The 15,583-nt window shown below is 64.4% G+C and carries 11 protein-coding genes; 6 read left to right on the top strand and 5 right to left on the bottom strand.

Annotated features, from left to right (window positions below):
- Nucleotides 1–80: 80 nt before the first annotated feature.
- A complete protein-coding gene (locus tag C167_RS0107120) occupies nt 81–1,664 on the bottom strand; it encodes a peptide chain release factor 3 (RefSeq protein ID WP_017517575.1) in 1,584 nt (527 codons plus the stop codon).
- A gap of 128 nt (nt 1,665–1,792) precedes the next feature.
- Nucleotides 1,793–3,064: a cation:proton antiporter gene (locus tag C167_RS0107115; RefSeq protein WP_017517574.1), complete on the bottom strand. Its 1,272-nt coding sequence runs from the start codon at nt 3,062–3,064 to the stop codon at nt 1,793–1,795.
- Between the two features lie 446 nt (nt 3,065–3,510).
- Between C167_RS0107115 and C167_RS0107110 the strand changes: the two genes are divergently transcribed.
- The 5 genes from C167_RS0107110 to C167_RS0107090 all read left to right on the top strand — a co-directional run bounded on the left by C167_RS0107110 (nt 3,511) and on the right by C167_RS0107090 (nt 8,943).
- Nucleotides 3,511–4,227 (top strand): ABC transporter permease, encoded by a 717-nt coding sequence (locus tag C167_RS0107110; protein WP_017517573.1) that lies wholly within the window; start codon nt 3,511–3,513, stop codon nt 4,225–4,227.
- Between the two features lie 26 nt (nt 4,228–4,253).
- The gene (locus C167_RS0107105) at nt 4,254–5,192 is read left to right on the top strand and encodes a glycine betaine ABC transporter substrate-binding protein (protein ID WP_026078858.1); all 939 of its coding nucleotides are present in this window, start codon (nt 4,254–4,256) and stop codon (nt 5,190–5,192) included.
- A 1-nt stretch (nt 5,193) separates the two neighbouring features.
- Nucleotides 5,194–5,859, top strand: a complete 666-nt coding sequence (locus tag C167_RS0107100) for an ABC transporter permease (protein WP_017517571.1) — start codon at nt 5,194–5,196, stop codon at nt 5,857–5,859.
- 2 nt (nt 5,860–5,861) lie between these two features.
- A complete protein-coding gene (locus C167_RS0107095; RefSeq protein ID WP_017517570.1) occupies nt 5,862–7,028 on the top strand; it encodes a betaine/proline/choline family ABC transporter ATP-binding protein in 1,167 nt (388 codons plus the stop codon).
- A gap of 751 nt (nt 7,029–7,779) precedes the next feature.
- Nucleotides 7,780–8,943 (top strand): type III PLP-dependent enzyme, encoded by a 1,164-nt coding sequence (locus tag C167_RS0107090; RefSeq protein ID WP_017517569.1) that lies wholly within the window; start codon nt 7,780–7,782, stop codon nt 8,941–8,943.
- 708 nt (nt 8,944–9,651) lie between these two features.
- Here the strand turns inward: C167_RS0107090 and C167_RS0107080 are convergent.
- The 3 genes from C167_RS0107080 to C167_RS0107070 form a co-directional block, all read right to left on the bottom strand.
- Complete coding sequence (locus tag C167_RS0107080; protein WP_017517567.1) at nt 9,652–11,451, bottom strand: phosphoethanolamine transferase CptA; 1,800 nt, start codon at nt 11,449–11,451, stop codon at nt 9,652–9,654.
- Between the two features lie 97 nt (nt 11,452–11,548).
- Nucleotides 11,549–12,343 carry a tetratricopeptide repeat protein gene (locus C167_RS0107075; RefSeq protein ID WP_017517566.1) on the bottom strand — a complete coding sequence of 265 codons (795 nt, stop codon included), beginning with the start codon at nt 12,341–12,343 and terminating at the stop codon, nt 11,549–11,551.
- Nucleotides 12,344–12,349: 6 nt separating this feature from the next.
- The gene (locus C167_RS0107070; protein WP_017517565.1) at nt 12,350–13,030 is read right to left on the bottom strand and encodes a Fe2+-dependent dioxygenase; all 681 of its coding nucleotides are present in this window, start codon (nt 13,028–13,030) and stop codon (nt 12,350–12,352) included.
- 202 nt (nt 13,031–13,232) lie between these two features.
- Here C167_RS0107070 and C167_RS0107065 point away from each other — a divergent pair, with 202 nt between their 5' ends.
- On the top strand, nt 13,233–15,491 hold the full coding sequence (locus C167_RS0107065; protein ID WP_017517564.1) for a TonB-dependent receptor: 2,259 nt from the start codon (nt 13,233–13,235) through the stop codon (nt 15,489–15,491).
- Nucleotides 15,492–15,583 lie beyond the last annotated feature (92 nt).

Genomic DNA, 15,583 nt, shown 5'->3' with positions numbered 1-15,583 from the left:
CGAGCAAGCTCGCTCCTACAAAAAGCCAGCAAGGGAAACAAAAACGCCCGCACAAGGCGGGCGTTTCGAGAGCGGCGAACTCAGTGGTGTTCGCGGGTGGCGCGGAAGGTGATGTCCGGCCAGCGCTCTTCCATCAGGCTCAGGTTGACGCGGGTCGGCGCCAGGTAGGTGAGATGACCGCCGCCGTCCACGGACAGGTTCTCGAAGGCCTTGTCCTTGAACTCCTTGAGCTTCTTCTCGTCCTTGCACTCGATCCAGCGCGCGGACCAGACGTTGATCTGCTCGTAGGCGCACTCGACCTTGTATTCCTCCTTCAGGCGGCTGGCGACGACGTCGAACTGCAGCACACCGACGGCGCCGAGGATGATGTCGTTGTTGCGCTCGGGGAAGAACACCTGGGTGGCGCCTTCCTCGGCCAGTTCCTGCAGGCCCTGGCGCAGCTGCTTGGACTTGAGCGGGTCCTTCAGGCGTACGCGGCGGAACAGTTCCGGGGCGAAGTGCGGGATGCCGGTGAAGCCCAGCGCCTCGCCTTCGGTGAAGGTGTCGCCGATCTGGATGGTGCCGTGGTTGTGCAGGCCGATGATGTCGCCGGCGAAGGCTTCTTCCAGTTGCTCACGCTCGCTGGAGAAGAAGGTCAGCGCGTCGGCGATCTTCACGTCCTTGCCCAGGCGAACGTGGCGCATCTTCATGCCCTTCTCGTACTTGCCCGAGCAGATGCGCATGAAGGCGATGCGGTCGCGGTGCTTGGGGTCCATGTTCGCCTGGATCTTGAACACGAAGCCGGAGAATTTCTCCTCGGTCGGCGCCACGGTGCGCTCGTGGGCGCCGCGTTCCAGCGGTTGCGGGGCCCAGTCGACGATGCAGTCCAGCACTTGGTCGACACCGAAGTTGCCCAGCGCGGTGCCGAAGAACACCGGGGTCATCTCGCCCTTGAGGAAGGCGTCCTTGTCGAACTCGTGGCAGGCGCCCTGGACCAGTTCCAGCTCTTCGAGGAAGTTGTCGTAGAGGTCGCCCAGGTGCGCGCGGGCTTCGTCGGAGTCCAGCTTGTCGATGATCTTCGTCTCGATGCGCTCGTGGCCGTGGCCCGGCACGTAGACGATGATCTTGTCCTGGGCGAGGTGGTACACGCCCTTGAAGTCGCGGTAGCAACCGATCGGCCAGGTGATGGGCGCGGCCTTGATCTTCAGCACCGCTTCGATCTCGTCGAGCAGCTCGATGGGGTCGCGGATGTCGCGGTCGAGTTTGTTGATGAAGCTGACGATGGGCGTGTCGCGCAGGCGGCAGACTTCCATCAGGGCGATGGTGCGCGGCTCGACGCCTTTACCACCGTCCAGCACCATCAGCGCCGAGTCCACCGCGGTCAGGGTGCGGTAGGTGTCTTCGGAGAAGTCTTCGTGGCCGGGGGTGTCGAGCAGGTTGATCATGTGCTCGCGGTAGGGGAACTGCATCACCGAGGTGGTGATGGAGATGCCGCGCTGCTTTTCCATCTCCATCCAGTCGGAGGTGGCGTGGCGATCGGACTTGCGCGACTTCACGGTACCGGCGACGGCAATCGCCTTGCCCATCAGCAGGAGCTTCTCGGTAATGGTGGTCTTACCGGCGTCGGGGTGGGAAATGATCGCGAACGTGCGGCGCTTCGCGACTTCGGCGGCTTGGATGCTCATGGATGGGTGCCTGGTCGATTCGGTGAAGACGGGCAGCGAGCGGCCCGAAAAACGCGGGATTATAGCCTGATTCGAGGCGTCGCCGGCAGACCCGGCGACGCAAGGCTCAAGGACCGTGGGGCGCGCCGTCAGTGATCGCGGTCGGCGGCGGGTTGCGCGTCTTTGTAGATACGCCGCACCAGCGGGCCGATGGACAGGCCCTGGAACAGGATCGACACCAGCACCACCACGTAGGTCAGGCTGAGGATCAGGTCGCGCTGCTCGCCCAGCGGCAGGGACAGCGCCAGGGCCACCGAGACGCCGCCACGCAGCCCGCCCCACACGAGGATGCGGATGGTGCCAGCGGGCACCTGGCGGCGGCCGTTTTCGGTCTGGCGCAGCACGACGATGGCCGGCGCCACGGTGAGCAGGCGCGAGACGAGCACCGCGCCGCCCAGGGCGAAGGCGGCCACCACGTGCAGCCAGTTGAACGGCAGCAGGAGCAGCTCCAGGCCGATCAGGGCGAACAGCAGGGCGTTGAGGATCTCGTCGATCAGCTCCCAGAACTTGTCGATGTAGCGCCGCGTCTCGTCGGACATGGCGTAGTGGCGCGCCTGGTTGCCGATGATCAGGCCGGCCACCACCATGGCGATGGGGGCGGAGACGTGCAGCCGCGCGGCCAGCGCCGCGCCGCCGATCACCAGGGCCAGGGTGAGCATCACCTCCACCTGGTACTGGTCGATGCCGCGCATCATCAGGAACACCCCGTAGCCCAGCGCCGCGCCGAACAGCACGCCGCCGATGGCTTCCTGCACGAACAGCCAGGCGATGGAGGACACGGTGGGCGTCTCGCCGGCCAGCAGGATGCCCAGCAGGATGGTGAACACCACCACGGCGGTGCCGTCGTTGAACAGCGATTCGCCGACGATGGTGGTGGCCAGCGGCTTGGGTGCGCCGGCGGACTTGAGGATGCCCAGCACCGCGATGGGGTCGGTGGGCGAGATCAGCGCGCCGAACAGCAGGCAGTAGATGAAGTCCACGTGCCAGCCGAAGAGGGCGAAGGTGTAGTAGGCCAGGTAGCCGATCACCGTGGTGGCGATCAGCACGCCGAAGGTGGCCAGCAGGCCGATGGGCCACTTGTAGTTGCGCAGGTCGGCGAGGTTCACGTGCAGGGCGCCGGCGAACAGCAGTGCCGGGAGGAACCAGGTCATCAGCACATCGGAGAAGTCGATGCGGCTGATGATCTGCTGCATCTCGACTTCCAGCACCGGGTAGCCCAGCAGCGACATGCCCTGGGCGATGAAGGAAAACACCAGGGCGGTGGCCATGACGCCGATGGTGGGCGGCAGGCGGATGAAGCGGTAATTGACGTAGGTGAGCAGGGTGGTCAGCGCGATGAACGCCGCGGCCAGATCAAGCATGGCGATGAGTCTCCGTGGTAGGCAAGACGCCGGCCCCGAGTGACCTATCCATGGGTCGGGGGCACGCGAAAGGATCCCGATGATAACCGCTGAGCGAACCTGCGTACGTTCTCGCCGGGCACATCCGGCGTTGGGCAAGCGACGTTGGGTAATGGTTCAACCTGATCGCAGCTTCATTCGAAAAAAGTTTGTCCGCTACAGCCCCCGGTCCATGGGGGCTGTAGCCGAATGCACGGCTGTGCGGTGGCACAAGGATGGCAATTTTATTGAACGCAACGGCACGCACGGGGGTCCACCCCTTCGCGACATCGATCCGCAACCGCATCCGCAAGTGCTTGATTCGCGTCGCGTTTAATCACGGTCCCAGATAGGTTCCTGGACGGGATCGAGCGTCAAGTGAGTGCGGCGATGCCAGTCGCCGCACACCCGAAGGGAGTCCCCCAACCATGGTGAAGTCCACCACGGGCAAGGCCCTGTTCGGCGTCTGCTTCGCAGTCGTTGTGCTGGCCCTGCTGATCCACTGGATCACCCCTGCCACCTTGTGGCAGTACCGCGAAGACCTGCTGTTCTACCTGCAGGCGCACCTGTTCCTGGTGTTTGTTTCCATGCTGGCCGCACTGGCGGTCGGTATCCCGGCCGGCATCCTGCTCAGCCGGCCTGCCCTGCAGGGGCAGGCCGAACGCCTGATGCAGGTATTCAACGTCGGCAACACCATCCCGCCGCTGGCCGTGCTGGCCATCGCCCTGGCGATTGTCGGGATCGGTAACGGCCCGGCGATCCTCGCGCTGTTCCTCGCCTCGCTGCTGCCCATCGTGCGCAACACCTACGAAGGACTGCGCGCCGTGCCGGCCTCCCTGAAGGAGGCGGCCACCGGTATCGGCATGACGCCGCGCCAGGTGCTGCTGCGCGTCGAATTGCCCAACGCGGTGCCGCTGATCATGGGTGGCGTGCGCGTCGCGCTGGCGTTGAACGTCGGGTCAGCGCCGCTGGCCTTCCTGATCGGCGCCAACAGCCTGGGCAGCCTGATCTTCCCCGGCATCGCCCTGGACGACCAGTCCAAGCTGCTGCTCGGCGCCGTGTGCACCGCGCTGCTGGCGCTGGTGCTCGATGGCCTGGTGGTGCTGTTCAGCCGCACCCTGCTGGAGCGGGGGCTGACGCGATGAAAGCGCTCGATTTCAAGGGAATCCGTATGAAACCTCTGTTCGGCGCGCTGGGCGTGCTTCTCGCCGCCATGACCGGCGCGGTGCAGGCGGCTGATGTGATCCGCATCGGCGGCAAGCCGTTCACCGAGCAGCGCCTGCTCACCGCCATCACCGCGCAGTATCTGCAGGGCAAGGGCTACGAGGTGAAGGTCACCAATGGCCTGGGCAGCACCCTGGCGCGCAGCGCGCAGGAGAGTGGCCAACTCGACCTGGTCTGGGAATACACCGGCTCGTCGTTGATCGTCTACAACAAGGTCACGGACAAGCTGGATGCCCAGCAGTCGCTGGCGAAGGTCCGCGAGCTGGACGGCAGGAAGGGCTTGTTCTGGCCCAAGCCCGCGCCTTTCAACAACACCTACGCCCTGGCTATGCCCGAAGAGCAGGCCGAGCAACTCGGCGTGCACAGCTTGAGCGACCTCGCCCGGGTGATGAAGGAGCAGGGCGGGAAGAAGACCCACCTGTTCGCCATGGACCCGGAATTTGCCGGGCGACCGGATGGCCTCGGGCCGATGAGCGAGCTGTACGGCTTCCACTTCACCCGCGATGACGTGCGGCAGATGGATGCCGGGTTGGTCTACACCGCGCTGAAGAATCGCCAGGTGTTCGTCGGCCTCGTCTATACCACCGACGGCCGACTGAAGGACTTCAAGCTGCGCGTATTGAAGGATGACAAGCAGTACTTCCCCTTCTACAACGCCGCCCCGGTGATGCGCGCGGCGCTGGTGGAAAAACACCCGGAACTGAAAACCCTGTTCGAGCCCATCGCCGACCTGCTCGACGACCAGACCATGCAGGCACTCAACGCCCAGGTCGACATCGAGCAGGAACCGGTGCAGCGCGTGGCGCAGCAGTTCCTGCGCGAGCACGGCCTGCTGGGCGACAAGGTTCAGCCCCAGCAGCGCGGGCCCCAGCAGGAGGAGGACTGACATGGACTTCATGACCGTGATTTCCCGTTTGGACTGGAGCCAGGTCGGCCAGTTGACCCTGGAACACCTGATGCTGGTGTCCATCGCCGTGGGGCTGGCCATCGTCGTCGGCGTGCCGCTGGGCGTGCTGATGACCCGCTTCCGCTGGCTCGCCGGACCGCTGCAGGGCGCCGCCACCGTGGTGCTGACCATCCCGTCCATCGCGCTGTTCGGCCTGATGCTGCCGCTCTACTCGAAGATCGGCCAAGGCCTCGGCCCGTTGCCGGCGATCACCGCGGTGTTCCTCTATTCGCTACTGCCGATCCTGCGTAACACCTACCTCGCCCTGACCAATGTCGAACCCGGTATCCGCGAAGCCGGCAAGGGCATCGGCATGACCTTCTGGCAGCGCCTGCGCATGGTCGACATCCCCATCGCCGTGCCGGTGATCCTCGCCGGCGTGCGCACCGCCGTGGTGATGAACATCGGCGTGATGACCATCGCCGCGGTGATCGGCGCCGGTGGCCTGGGCGTGCTCATCCTCAATTCCATCAGCCAATCCAACATGCCCATGCTGGTGGTCGGCGCCGTGCTGGTGAGCCTTCTGGCGATCGCCGCCGACCTGCTGCTGCAATGGCTGCAGCGTGCGCTCACCCCGAAGGGCCTGCGCCCGCAGACAGGAGACTGAACATGATCGAACTCGACCAACTGACCAAGACCTTCACCCTCAAGGACGGCAAGGAATTCCGCGCCGTGGACAAGGTCAGCCTGACCGTGGAGAAGGGCGAGATCTGCGTGTTCCTCGGCCCCTCGGGTTGCGGCAAGACCACCACGCTGAAGATGATCAACCGCATCATCCAGCCCACCTCCGGCCGCGTGCTGATCGATGGGCAGGACACCCGCGAGCTGGACGAGGTGACCCTGCGCCGGCACATCGGCTACGTGATCCAGCAGATCGGCCTGTTCCCCAACATGACCATCGAGGAGAACATCATGGTCGTGCCGCGCCTGCTCGGCTGGGACAAGCAGAAGTGCAAGGAGAAGGCGCGCGAGCTGATGGCCATGGTCAAGCTCGAACCCAAGCAGTACCTGTCGCGCTATCCGCGTGAATTGTCCGGCGGGCAGCAACAGCGCATCGGCGTGATCCGCGCGCTGGCGGCCGATGCGCCCCTGTTGCTGATGGACGAGCCGTTCGGCGCGGTGGACCCGATCAACCGCGAGTCGATCCAGAACGAGTTCTTCGAGCTGCAACGCAAGCTGGGCATGACCGTGATCATGGTCAGCCACGACATCGACGAGGCGATCAAGCTGGGTGACAAGGTGGCGGTGTTCAAGAGCGGCCGGCTGCTGCAGTTCGACCATCCGGACACCCTGCTGGCGCACCCGGCGGACGAATTCGTCAGCGCCTTCACCGGCCAGGACAGCACCCTCAAGCGCCTGCTGCTGGTGCGCGCCGAAGATGCCGCCGACAGCAGCATCGTCACCGCCAGCCCGGAGACACCGGTGGCCGAGGCGCTGGAGAAGATGGAGGAAGACGACCGCCGCTACCTGGTGGTGGTGGACGCCAACGGCAAGGGCCTGGGTTACGTGCGCCGCAAGGAACTGCGCCGCCAGGACGGCGTGTGCGGCAACTTCCTCAACGAATTCCGCGTCACCGCCAGCCACGACGAGCACCTGCGCATCCTGTTGTCGCGCATGTACGAGTTCAACAGTTCGTGGTTGCCTGTACTGGATGCGGACGGACAGTTCCTGGGCGAGGTGACGCAGGAGTCGATTGCCGATTACCTGAGCTCGGGGCGCTCGCGCGGCAGCAAGGGCATCATCGTTTCGCCGGCGGAGGTGGCGCAGGCTTCGTAAGCCGTTCTCTGTAGGAGCGAGCTTGCTCGCGAACCTGTGCCTCCGCTGCGGACGGCTGCCCTCTCCCCCGCCCTGGCTGCGCGCCCCGCTCCGAAGGGAGAGGGAGCTGATCGTGCCGGCTGATGCGGCCGTTTCAGCCTATGCCGAACGGTTCCCTCTCCCTTCAGGGAGAGGGTTAGGGAGAGGGCGCGCCCAACTCCGATTTCCCTCAGTACATCCCTCCATCAAATCCCCTCCCGCACCACCCAGCCCAAACAGCTGAACTCCCCCCTCTGTCATCGGTCGTTAATCGAAGTAGGAAGATGATGCAAAAAACCGTCGAAAGCCCCGTCCTGTGCGGTATTCCGTGCATTTTGTTGAGTATCCGAAACAGTCAACCGGCAGTGCGACAAAGGGATGCGAAAAAGCGGCAATTCAGGGTTGAACTCACGGACCTCAGGTCCTAAAGTTCGCGCCCGAACGTCCATGCTGGAAACGATCCATCCGGCTCAAGTACTGACGACGAGAGATTTTCTGGAAGTCCTTTCAGCGGCTTCTGCGACCACTTCATGGCTAGACGCTTCGCCGCAGACAGTAGATCGACTACGGCAAGGCGGAGCAACGACGCCAGGGAGTGGTCGCAGGAGTCGCCGGGCACCAGGTGATACTCGGCGACATGCCTTGGGAAGTAGGCGAACCAAAGTGGGGAAACGGATTCGACGTTCAGCTTCACCCCTACGAATAACCTGTTCTGCCATTTGGAGTCCCAACCATGTCCATCAAGGTCGAGGATTACTTCGCCCCCGAAACCTTCCAGCGTATGAAGGCGTTTGCCGACAAGCAGGAAACCCCCTTCGTCGTCATCGACAAGCAGACCATTGCCGATGCCTACGACCAGCTGACCGACTGCTTTCCGTTCGCCAAGATTTACTACGCCGTGAAGGCCAACCCGGCCACCGAGATCACCGAGCTGCTGCGCGACAAGGGGTCGAACTTCGACATCGCCTCCATCTATGAGCTGGACAAGGTGATGAAGACCGGTGTGCGCGCCGAGCAGATCAGCTACGGCAACACCATCAAGAAAGCCCGCGATATCCGCTACTTCTACGAGAAAGGCGTGCGCCTGTTCGCCACTGACTCCGAGGCTGACCTGCGCAATATCGCCAAGGCGGCTCCGGGCTCCAAGGTCTACGTGCGCATCCTCACCGAAGGTTCGACCTCCGCTGACTGGCCGCTGTCGCGCAAGTTCGGCTGCCAGTCGGACATGGCCATGGACCTGCTGGTGCTGGCCCGTGACCTGGGCCTGGTGCCCTACGGTGTGTCCTTCCACGTCGGCTCGCAGCAGCGCGACATCGGTGTGTGGGACGCGGCCATCGCCAAGGTGAAAGTCATCTTCGAGCGCCTGAAGGAAGAAGACGGCATCGAACTGAAGCTGATCAACATGGGCGGCGGCTTCCCGGCGAACTACATCGCCAAGACCAACAGCCTGGAAACCTACGCCGAAGAGATCATTCGCTTCCTCAAGGAAGATTTCGGCGATGAGCTGCCGGAAATCATCCTCGAGCCGGGCCGCTCGCTGATCGCCAACGCCGGCATCCTCGTCAGTGAAGTCGTGCTGGTGGCGCGCAAGTCGCGTACCGCCGTCGAGCGCTGGGTGTTCACCGACGTGGGCAAGTTCTCCGGCCTGATCGAAACCATGGACGAGTCCATCAAGTTCCCGATCCACGTGGAGAAGGCGGGCGAGCTGGAAGAAGTGGTGATCGCCGGCCCGACCTGCGACAGCGCGGACATCATGTACGAGCACTACAAGTACGGCCTGCCGCTGAACCTGGCGGCCGGCGACCGCCTGTACTGGCTGTCCACCGGTGCCTACACCACCAGCTACAGCGCGGTGGAGTTCAACGGCTTCCCGCCGCTGAAGGCGTTCTACCTGTAAGCCTTGCTGTACTGAAAAAGCCCCGCATCCGCGGGGCTTTTTATTTGGGTAGGAGCGGACCTTGTCCGCGCAATCCCGCGCGGTCCCCTGTAGGAGCGGGCCATGCCCGCGATCCGCCGGCAGCGCCGGCGCTTTCTTTTTTACTGGCGTTTTGGGGCTGCTTGCTGCGTTGGCGTGGGTGTTCCAGCGCCGCTTCGGCGTGCGCGCGGGCTTCCTGTTTCGCCCCCTCGGGCGAGTTACTTTCTCAAACGACAGAAAGTAACCAAAGGTCTTGCCCCGGACATCCGGTTTTTCGCTTAGGCGAAAAATTCCCTCGCTCCAGCGAAGTTCCAGGGGCACGCCGCGACGGGCCGTCCCTGGCCCATCGCGGCTCTCGCGGCATCCATGCCGCTCAACCCCTGAAACCCCGCTTCCACTCGGCCTCCTGAACGGGGCGATGCGGAGCGCGCGGACGTTTCTCTGGAAACCAGCCAAAGCCAGCGGTGGGCGGCTCGTCGTAGGAGCGGACCTTGTCCGCGAAATCCTCCGCGGCGGCCCACGGAGTAACCGGAAACCATCGAGGTAGCACGCCACCTGTAGGAGCGAGCTTGCTCGCGAACCGCATTCTGCCGCCTTTATCCTGGTGATACCGAGGCTGTCACTGCACCGTCGGGCCCAATGAAAAACGCCCCGCGATGGCGGGGCGTTTTTCAGGACATCCGGGACGACTCAACCCTCCTTGGGTTGCGCCGGTTCCGGTGTCTGGGCCGTGGTCGGCGCCTTGGCGTCCTTGGCGATTTCCTGCGGCGCGGGCTGGTCCTGCGGCAGCTTGTCGAACTCGTGCAGACCGTCCTTGCGGTACGGGTCGCCAATCCAGCGTGGTGCGGCGGCGAACTGCTCACTCACCAGGCTCTTGGCCGGCTCGTAACGGTCGTAGCTCAGGCCGGCGAGGTCGGACAGGGTATGGATCAGGTGCGAGCTGCTGTAGGAACGGTTGGCCACTGCCTGCAGGTCGCGCGGGTGCTCGGCCTGCCAGCTCGGCGAAGTCCAGACCATGAACGGAATGGTGTACATCGGCCGGGTCGGGTCCATCTCGTTGCGGCCCAGGCGGTCATGGTTGCCCGAGCTGTAGACCTCCTCGCCGTGGTCGGAGAGATAGAGCATGAAGCCGTTGGCATTGGCCGCCGAGTAACGCTTGATCAGGCTCGACACCACGAAGTCGTTGTAGCGCACCGCGTTGTCGTAGAAGTTGTAGGTTTCCACCTGGTCATCCGACAGCGCCGAGGGAGCGCCCTGGCGGTCCTTGAAGTAGGCGAACTCTTCCGGATAGCGGTAGCGGTAGTCCATGTGAGTGCCCAGCAGGTGGACCACGATGAACTTCTTCTGCGCCGGGTCCTTCAGGGCCTTCTCGAACGGGTCGAGCACCACGCCGTCATACTGGCTGGCGTTCTGGTTGCGCTGGTTGTTCAGGTACGCCTGCTCGTCCGTCTGCTGGGAGAAGGTGGTGAGCATGGTGTTGCGCTTGGTCATCGTCTGCTGGTTGGTGATCCAGAAGGTCTTGTAGCCCGCCTGTTTCATCAGGTTGATCAGCGATGGATCGGTGAGGAATCTGTCCGGATTCTGCTCATCGCCGAAGGTGAGGATCTGCTGCATCACCTCGATGGTGTAAGGGCGCGGCGCGACCACGTTCTGGAACACGGTCAGACCCTGGCCGCTGGCGGCCAGCGCGTCGAGGTTCGGCGTGGTGTCACGGCCATAGCCGTACAGGTGCATGTGCTGGCGGGTGGTGGATTCGCCCAGCACCAGCACCAGGGTGCGCGGCTCGTCGCCGCTGCTGTCCTTGAGGTTCTGCAGGGGCGGCAGGGAGGCGTTCTGCTGCAGCAGCTTCTGCATGTTGTCCAGCTGCTGGCGGTACTGGACGTAGCCCACCACCAGTTGCCACGGCACCGCCGGCTCCATGCGCGACTGCACCTTCTCCAGCGCCTGGGCGAAGGTGCGCTCCTGGGTGACCATCTGCTTGTAGAAGGGGTAGAACAGGTTCAGCACCACCAGCAGCACGGCCAGCGGCACGCGGGTATAGGCGGGCATGCTGATGGGCCGGATGCGCTTCCAGAGCACTACCGCGACCACGGTATAGGCCAGCAGGGCCAGGCCCAGCCACAGGCTGAAGTACTGGCTGAAGTACTCGCCGGCCTCGGCGGTGTTCGACTCGAACATCACGAAGATGACGCTTTGCGAGAACTCCTGCTTGTAGATGCCGAAGTAGCTCAGGCCCACCAGCGAGGCGCCCCAGAGCACCAGGCCGATGATGGCGGCGACACCCTTGGTGAAGCGCGGCAGCAGCAGCGGCGGCGCGAGCCACAGGCTGCTGAGGAAGAAGGCGTCGCGGAAGCCGGCAAAGCCGGTGGTGCCGCTGAACAGGATCAGCGCCTGGGTGACGCCGGAGAAGTACCAGAAGAACAGCAGGAGCCAGCCCAGGGCGGCCCAATCCACGCGTTTGCGCGCTACGGGGGATGTGGTGTTCGACACTTGCGCCTCGTCGTTACGTGGCGGCTCCCGAAAGCTCCGGCAGCCTGGTTAGCCGGCAAAGCTAACAGGAGTGGCGTGAAAATTACGTCAAGGGAGGTCAGGCAACGCCCATCTGCTCGGCGAGGTGACGAAGGTCCGATTCATCGCCCAGTTCGGCGGCGCGCTGGAAGTAGGCCAGGGTCAGCTCGTGCAGGCTCGGCGGCATGGAGGCGGCGAGTTGGTGGCGGGCCACGCGCAGGAAGTTGAGGTTGCCGCCTTCCAGCGCACGCTCCAGCCAGATACGCGCGGCCGGCAGGTCGCCGCGCTCGGCGAGCACCGTGGCGTGACTGAACTGGCCACGGAAATCGCCGGCCTCGGCCGACCGGCGGTACCACTGGTGCGCCGCGGCCAAGTCGCGCGGTACCACCAGGCCTTCCTCGTGGAAGCGTCCGACCAGGTTCATCGACTTGGCATGGCCCAGCGCTGCCGCGCTCTGGTAAAGCGCCAGCGCGCGGGCGTCGTCGCGCGCCACGCCTCGGCCGGTGGAGAGCAGGTTGGCGAGGTTGTACATGGCCCAGTCGAGCTTCTGCTGGGCGGCAATCGCGTAATGACGGGCGGCACCGGCCTCGTCCTTCGCGCAGCCCCAACCGTGCTCCAGGCAGCGCCCGAGCATGTTGCGCGCCATGGCGTGGCCACGCTCCGCGGCGATGCCGAACCAGGTCAGCGCGAGGCCGACATCCTGCTCGATGCCGTGGCCGTCGAGCAGGATCTGCCCAAGCAGCGCCTGGGCCTCGAGGTTGCCTTCGCGGGCGCCGGCCACGATGAGGCGGGCTGTCTGTCGCGGGTCATCGGCGAGCTGGCCGGTAAGTTCTTCGACGTTGATTTCTTCGGTGCGGCGCAGGACGAAACTCATGTCGGATCAGACGTCCACCCAACGGCGCAGCAGGTTGTGGTAAGTGCCGGTCAGCTCGATCAGCGCCGGGTGCTCCGGCACGTCGCGGGTCAGCGCCTGGATCGACTGGTCCATCTGGAACAGCAGGGCGCGCTGGCTGTCCTCGCGCACCAGGCTCTGGGTCCAGAAGAACGAGGCGATGCGCGCGCCTCGGGTCACCGGGTTGACCTTGTGCAGGCTGGTGGCGGGGTAGAGCACCAGGTCGCCGGCCGGCAGCTTCACCTGCTGGGTGCCGTAGGTGTCCTGGATCACCAGTTCGCCGCCGTCGTAGTCTTCCGGGTCACTGAAGAACAGTGTCGAGGAGACGTCGGTGCGCACCCGCTCGCGGCCGCCCTGGGTGTCGCGCACGGCGTTGTCGATGTGGAAGTCGAACGAGCCGCCGCCGGTGTAGCAGTTGAACAGCGGCGGGAAGACCTTGTTCGGCAGCGCGGCCGACTGGAACAACGGGTTGCTCCACAGGCGCTGCAGCATGGCTTCGCCGATCTCGCGGGCCAGCGGATGCTCCTGCGGCAGTTGCAGGTTGTGCTTGGCGCGGGACGACTGGTAACCGGCGGTGACCTTGCCATCGGCCCACTCGGCCTGTTCCAGGGCGCCGCGGATACGCGTCACCTCGTCACGGGTGAAGACGCCGGGGATGCGCAACAGCATGGTCGTTTTCCATTCGCTTTCGATAATTTGCCAATGATAATGATTTGCAACATTCCACCGCAACCGCCATACCGCTGCTTCCGACAGGGGGAAAGTGTAAAAGTTGTAAATCATATGCGTATGGTAATTAGTATGAATTGATACAGATTCTCAATTGCAATACATTGCGCGGCCTTCATGAGCCCCTGGGGAGGGAGTTTCGATGTCGCGTCAATCCACCGAATTCGCCGGCAGCAAGCCGCGCCTTCTGGTTTCCGCTGTGGGCGTGGCGATTACCGCCATGTCCGGCACCCATCTGGCCCATGCCGATGAAGCTTCGCCGAAGAAGTCCGGCCAGGATGTGCTGTCACTCGACGCCGACACCGTGGTCGGCCAGCAGCAGGATCCGACGACCTACAACGTCGAGAACTCTTCCAACGAGAAGTACACCGCGCCGCTGCTGGATACGCCCAAGACCGTCACGGTGATCCCGCAGCAGGTGATCAGGGACACTGGCGCGCTGACCCTGCAGGACGCCCTGCGCACCACGCCCGGCATCACTTTCGGTGCGGGCGAGGGCGGCAACCCGGCCGGTGACCGTCCGTTCATCCGTGGTTTCAACGCCGAGAGCGACACCTTCCTCGACGGCATGCGCGACGTGGCCTCGCAGACCCGCGAGATCTTCAACATCGAGCAGATCGAAGTCAGCAAGGGCCCGGGCTCGGCCTACACCGGCGCCGGTTCCACCGGTGGCAGCCTGAACCTGATCAGCAAGACCGCCAGGCAGGCCGACTTCAACGACGCCAGCGTGGTGCTGGGCACCGACCAGACCCGTCGCACCACCCTTGACGTCAACCACACGCTGGGCAACAACGCGGCCTTCCGCCTGAACCTGATGAAGCACGACGCCAACGTCGCCGGCCGCGACGAGGTCAACGTCAGCCGCTGGGGCGTGGCGCCGACCATCACCTTCGGCTTCGACACGCCCACCCGCGCGACGCTGTCGTACTACCACCTGTCCACCGACGACATGCCCGACTACGGCATTCCGCTGACCCTGGCCGGGCGCAGCGAGCGCAATCCGAGCAAGCCGGTGTCCGTGGACAAGAGCAACTTCTACGGCCTGAACGACCGCGACTACCGCAAGAGCACCACCGATACCGGCACCTTCCGCATCGAGCACGACCTGAACGACAACCTGACCCTGTCCAACAGCTTCCGCCTCGTGCGCACCACCCTGGACTACATCGTCACCAACCCCGATGACAGCCGCGGCAATGTTGCCAACGGGCTGGTCTACCGCTCCTCGAAGAACCGCAACTCCACCTCCAAGGGCTGGGTCAACCAGACCGACCTGAAAGCCACCTTCGACACCGGCTTCGTCGGCCACACCCTGGTGACCGGCATGGAGTTCAGCTACGAGGACGTGCACAACCGCCCCTATGTGATCACCCCGGGCGGCGGCAGCGGCAACCTCTGCACCCCATCGCTGATCGCCAGCGGCGACTGCACCAGCCTGAACAAGCCCACCCCGGGCGACCACTGGACCGGCAGCATCACCGACAGCGCCGCCTTCACCGACACCGACACCAAGACCGCCTCGGCCTACGTGTTCGACACCCTGAGGCTCAGCGAGCAGTGGGCCCTCAACCTCGGCCTGCGTTATGACGACTACGAAACCCGTTCCAGCGGTTACTCCACGGGCGGCCGCGGTTCGCCCGCCGGTGATTTCGACCGCCAGAACAACAGCCACTTCTGGAACTACCAGCTGGGTGTGGTCTACAAACCGGCGCCCAACGGCAGCATCTACGCGGCCTGGTCCACCTCCAGCAACCCCAGTGGCGAGACCGCCGGCGAAGGCGGCGGCGACCTCAGCCTGGCCAATTCCAACCTCGATCCGGAGCGCAACCGCAACTACGAGATCGGCACCAAGTGGGCCTTCTTCGACGAAGCGCTGTCGCTCAATGCGGCGATCTTCCGCACCGACAAGACCAACGCCCGCGTCGCCTCGCCGGACGACTCCACCGTCCAGGTGCTCGATGGCGAGCAGCGCGTGCAGGGCGTGGAGCTTGGCTTCAGCGGCGCGCTGACGCCCAAGTGGAAAGTCTTCGGCGGCTACACGTACCTGGACAGCGAGATCCTCAAGTCCAGCGTGGCCAGCGACGAGGGCAACCGCATGCCGCAGACCGCGCAGAACAACTTCACCCTCTGGTCGACCTACGACGTGCTGCAGAACTTCACCGTGGGCGGCGGCGCCACCTACGTCGACGAGCAGTTCGGCAATACCGCCAACAGCACCATGATTCCGTCCTACTGGCGCTACGACGCCATGGCCAAGTACGTGATCAGCAAGAACCTCGACCTGCAGCTCAACGTGCAGAACCTGACCGACAAGCGTTACTTCGACCAGGTCTTCAGCACCCACATGGCGCACGTGGCCCCGGGCCGCACCGCGCTACTGGGTGTCAACGTCCACTTCTGAGGGCACGCCGCTCTGGCGACCCGCCCCGGCCGATGCTCCTCGGCCGGGGCTTTTCTTCGTCCGGGCTCCGCTGCTGAAGGCGAGGTCAGGTA

Origin of the sequence: Pseudomonas nitroreducens TX1, from assembly GCF_000313755.1 — a bacterium.
In the GTDB taxonomy this organism is placed as follows: domain Bacteria; phylum Pseudomonadota; class Gammaproteobacteria; order Pseudomonadales; family Pseudomonadaceae; genus Pseudomonas; species Pseudomonas nitroreducens_A.
This window is presented reverse-complemented; position numbering and strand designations above follow the sequence as displayed.

What these genes read in the sequence shown, in the direction of transcription:
- C167_RS0107120 (WP_017517575.1), bottom strand. Translation starts at nt 1,664, where the DNA reads ATGAGCATCCAAGCCGCCGAAGTCGCGAAGCGCCGCACGTTCGCGATC.
- C167_RS0107115 (WP_017517574.1), bottom strand. Translation starts at nt 3,064, where the DNA reads ATGCTTGATCTGGCCGCGGCGTTCATCGCGCTGACCACCCTGCTCACC.
- C167_RS0107110 (WP_017517573.1), top strand. Translation starts at nt 3,511, where the DNA reads ATGGTGAAGTCCACCACGGGCAAGGCCCTGTTCGGCGTCTGCTTCGCA.
- C167_RS0107105 (WP_026078858.1), top strand. Translation starts at nt 4,254, where the DNA reads ATGAAACCTCTGTTCGGCGCGCTGGGCGTGCTTCTCGCCGCCATGACC.
- C167_RS0107100 (WP_017517571.1), top strand. Translation starts at nt 5,194, where the DNA reads ATGGACTTCATGACCGTGATTTCCCGTTTGGACTGGAGCCAGGTCGGC.
- C167_RS0107095 (WP_017517570.1), top strand. Translation starts at nt 5,862, where the DNA reads ATGATCGAACTCGACCAACTGACCAAGACCTTCACCCTCAAGGACGGC.
- C167_RS0107090 (WP_017517569.1), top strand. Translation starts at nt 7,780, where the DNA reads ATGTCCATCAAGGTCGAGGATTACTTCGCCCCCGAAACCTTCCAGCGT.
- C167_RS0107075 (WP_017517566.1), bottom strand. Translation starts at nt 12,343, where the DNA reads ATGAGTTTCGTCCTGCGCCGCACCGAAGAAATCAACGTCGAAGAACTT.
- C167_RS0107070 (WP_017517565.1), bottom strand. Translation starts at nt 13,030, where the DNA reads ATGCTGTTGCGCATCCCCGGCGTCTTCACCCGTGACGAGGTGACGCGT.
- C167_RS0107065 (WP_017517564.1), top strand. Translation starts at nt 13,233, where the DNA reads ATGTCGCGTCAATCCACCGAATTCGCCGGCAGCAAGCCGCGCCTTCTG.